This is a genomic window from Streptomyces adelaidensis (assembly GCF_016598475.1).
Lineage (GTDB): Bacteria > Actinomycetota > Actinomycetes > Streptomycetales > Streptomycetaceae > Streptomyces > Streptomyces adelaidensis.
Genome location: NZ_JAEMUX010000193.1, coordinates 1 through 3,157 on the forward strand (window position 1 = coordinate 1; position 3,157 = coordinate 3,157).

Annotated in this window: 4 protein-coding genes; 3 read left to right on the plus strand and 1 reads right to left on the minus strand. The window is 66.7% G+C overall.

Annotation, left to right across the window (positions count from 1 at the left end; translation table 11 throughout):
* Window positions 1-264: 264 nt before the first annotated feature.
* Window positions 265-906 carry a DNA-3-methyladenine glycosylase gene (locus I8N67_RS41135; protein ID WP_200309424.1) on the minus strand — a complete coding sequence of 214 codons (642 nt, stop codon included), beginning with the start codon at window positions 904-906 and terminating at the stop codon, window positions 265-267.
* Window positions 907-1,096: 190 nt separating this feature from the next.
* Here I8N67_RS41135 and I8N67_RS41140 point away from each other — a divergent pair, with 190 nt between their 5' ends.
* The 3 genes from I8N67_RS41140 to I8N67_RS41150 all read left to right on the plus strand — a co-directional run bounded on the left by I8N67_RS41140 (window position 1,097) and on the right by I8N67_RS41150 (window position 3,123).
* Window positions 1,097-1,879 (plus strand): sporulation protein, encoded by a 783-nt coding sequence (locus tag I8N67_RS41140; RefSeq protein ID WP_200309425.1) that lies wholly within the window; start codon window positions 1,097-1,099, stop codon window positions 1,877-1,879.
* A 44-nt stretch (window positions 1,880-1,923) separates the two neighbouring features.
* On the plus strand, window positions 1,924-2,463 hold the full coding sequence (locus I8N67_RS41145) for a YbhB/YbcL family Raf kinase inhibitor-like protein (RefSeq protein ID WP_200309426.1): 540 nt from the start codon (window positions 1,924-1,926) through the stop codon (window positions 2,461-2,463).
* Between the two features lie 153 nt (window positions 2,464-2,616).
* Window positions 2,617-3,123: an HNH endonuclease gene (locus tag I8N67_RS41150; RefSeq protein WP_200309427.1), complete on the plus strand. Its 507-nt coding sequence runs from the start codon at window positions 2,617-2,619 to the stop codon at window positions 3,121-3,123.
* Window positions 3,124-3,157 lie beyond the last annotated feature (34 nt).

The following is a 3,157-nucleotide window of genomic DNA, read 5'->3' on the forward strand; positions in this document are numbered from 1 at the left end:
TCCGATCCGATTCCCTGTCGGGGGGCTTTGCCTTTCGACTGTCTTGAGCCTTGTGGTTTCCCTTTCGGCCTTTCGACATTCACTACGTTAGCCGATTCCCTCGGCAACTCATAATTGAGTCCTGCGGGCTGGAATTAGGGCATGCCTAATGCGCCCCCGCTGAGGGGATGTTGTAGGTAGTGGGTTGGCCGCTCTCGGCTGCTGGCTGATAGCCGTAACCGGTTCAAGCGGCTCGGGCTACGTTACGGATCGCCCAGGGACGAGTCAAGTTGAGCGCCGGCGGGGAACGTGGGCCCGATAGGGGCTGACGGTCGGGTCGTTGGCGATCCAGAAGCGCCAGGGATGAGCGCCGCCGTCTCCGGCGACGCCGGTGCGTGGACCGCTCAGTACCTGCTCAGGGCTTACGGGGGTACCGGTCAGGATCGTCAGGGGCGAGGCATCGGAGGTGCAGGCGTCCGTGCCGTCGAGGGCTCGGTCCACGGCCAGGGCCGTGGCCAGGCGGGCGGGGCCTTTGGCCAGTTCTTTGTCGTTTCGGGCCGAGACTCGACGTTTACGGGCGAGCTCGGCGCCCCGAGTGATCTCGCCGGCACGCAGCAGGACCGCGCTCGCCCGCCCCTCCGGGCCGCACACCAGGTTCATGCAGTGCCACATGCCGTAGGTGAAGTAGACGTACACATGGCCCGGCGGACCGAACATCACACCGTTGCGGGCTGTGCGGCCGCGATAGGCGTGGGAGCCGGGGTCGTTCGCGCCGTCGTAGGCCTCGACCTCCGTGATGCGGAGGTCGATCGGGCCGTCGGGGCCGGTGCGGACGAGGACGCGTCCCAGGAGATCCGGCGCCACCTCCAGTACAGGGCGGTCGAAGAACTCGCGGGCGAGGGGCGTACGGTCGGGGCTCGCGATCATGGCGTACGAGCGTAGTCCAGACGGGTGTGGGCCGACGGGTGGCCAGGGGGGCGTCCTCCTTGGAAGGGTGAGGACGCGGAACCGGCCGCCGTCGGTTTGCGTTTGTAGGGATCAAGGATCTACGCCGTACAGAGCGATCCACACGTAGAACACACAGATACACAGGCATTGCCTGACGGGAGGAACAGACATGGGGTTCAAGCGGCTGCTCGCGAGCCTGGGGGCCGGTGGCGCTTCGGTCGAGACGGTACTGACCGAGGTCAATGTCGTGCCGGGCGGTGTCGTCCAGGGTGAGGTGCGGATCCAGGGCGGCTCCGTGGACCAGCAGATCGAGGCGCTGTCGGTCGGTCTGCAGGCCAGGGTCGAGGTCGAGGGCCAGGACGCGGAGTACAAGCAGGACATCGAGTTCACCAAGCAGCGGCTCGGTGGTGCCTTCGAGCTGAAGGCCGAGGCGGTCCATGTGGTGCCGTTCGGGCTGGAGATCCCGTGGGAGACGCCGGTCACCACGATCCAGGGCCAGACGCTGCCGGGTATGAACATCGGTGTGACCACCGAGCTGGAGATCGCGCGTGCGGTCGACTCCGGCGACCTGGACCCGATCAATGTGCACCCGCTGCCGGCGCAGCAGGCCCTCCTGGACGCCTTCGTGCAGCTGGGCTTCCGTTTCAAGAACGCGGACCTTGAGCGCGGGCACATCCGGGGTACCCGGCAGAAGCTGCCGTTCTACCAGGAGATCGAGTTCTACCCGCCGCAGCAGTACCACGGCCTGAACCAGGTCGAGCTGAGCTTCGTCGCCGACGAGCGCGAGATGGACGTCGTACTGGAGATGGACAAGAAGCCGGGTCTGTTCAGCGAGGGCAGCGACTCGTTCCGCGCGTTCAAGGTGGGGCTGCACGACTACCAGGGGACCGACTGGGCGGCGTACCTGAACGAGTGGCTGTCGGCGGTCGGCAGCAAGCGCAGCTGGTTCTAGGCTCTGAACACACCGACCACCCCAGATCCACAGGAGGTACCGAGGTGACCGAGCCGAAGAGGCCGCCGCTCCCCCACGATTTTCACCCGGCCGTGCCGTCGTTCACGGTGGTGAGCGAGGACGTCGAGCCGGGGGCGACGCTCAAGGACGCTCAGGTCTACGCGGGCGGGAACACCTCGCCGCAGCTGCGCTGGGAGGGCTTCCCGGCGCAGACCAAGAGCTTCGCCGTGACCTGCTACGACCCGGACGCCCCCACGGGGAGCGGGTTCTGGCACTGGGTCGTGTTCGACATCCCGGTGTCGGTGACCGAGCTGCCGGCGGGTGCGGGCTCGGGGAAGTTCGAGGGACTGCCCGAGGGCGTGGTCCAGGTGCGCAACGACTACGGGACGAAGGACTTCGGCGGTGCCGCGCCGCCGCCCGGAGATCCGGCGCACCGTTATGTTTTCACGGTGTACGCCGTGGATCAGGAGAAGCTCGGTCCGGATTCGGACGCTTCGCCCGCCGTGGTCGGATTCAACCTGCGTTTCCACACCCTCGCGCGCGCCCAACTCCTCGGTGAGTACGCCGCTGTAGCGGAAAAGTAACGAAGCCGGACGTTCAATGAACGTTTGCCCGTCTCTGGTCTTGGAAGTGATCAGAGGCGGGCATTTTTTATTGCGTTGTCCATCTCGGCGTGCCCGGCCAAAGTTGATCCAAGCCCGCCGGGGAGCGGGCTGGTGCACAGGAGGTGGGCTGGAATGCGGGACACGCTGGTACTGAACGCGAGCTTCGAACCGCTGTCGACGGTGACGCTCAACCGAGCCGTCGTTCTGGTGCTGCAGGACAAGGCCGTCGTCGAGCAGACCCACCCCGAACTGCGCATGCGCGGAGCTGCGGTCGACATACCGGCGCCCCGGGTGATCAGGCTCTGCAGGTACGTACGGGTGCCCTTCCGAAGACAAGCACCGTGGTCGAGGCGGGGTGTTCTGGTGCGGGACAGGCACAGGTGCGCGTACTGCGGCAGGCGGGCGTCGACCGTGGACCATGTGGTGCCGCGGTCGCAGGGCGGCGCGGACAGCTGGCTGAACACGGTCGCCTCGTGCGCGGAGGACAACCACCGCAAGGCGAACCGGACTCCGGTCGAGGCGGGAATGCCGCTGCTGCGGCAGCCGTTCGAGCCGACGCCGGCGGACGCGATGCTGCTGGCGCTGGGCCAGGACGACTTCGACGCGCTCCCGAGCTGGCTGTCACAGCCTGCGGCGTAGTCGATACATCACTACCGATACATGACTTCTGATG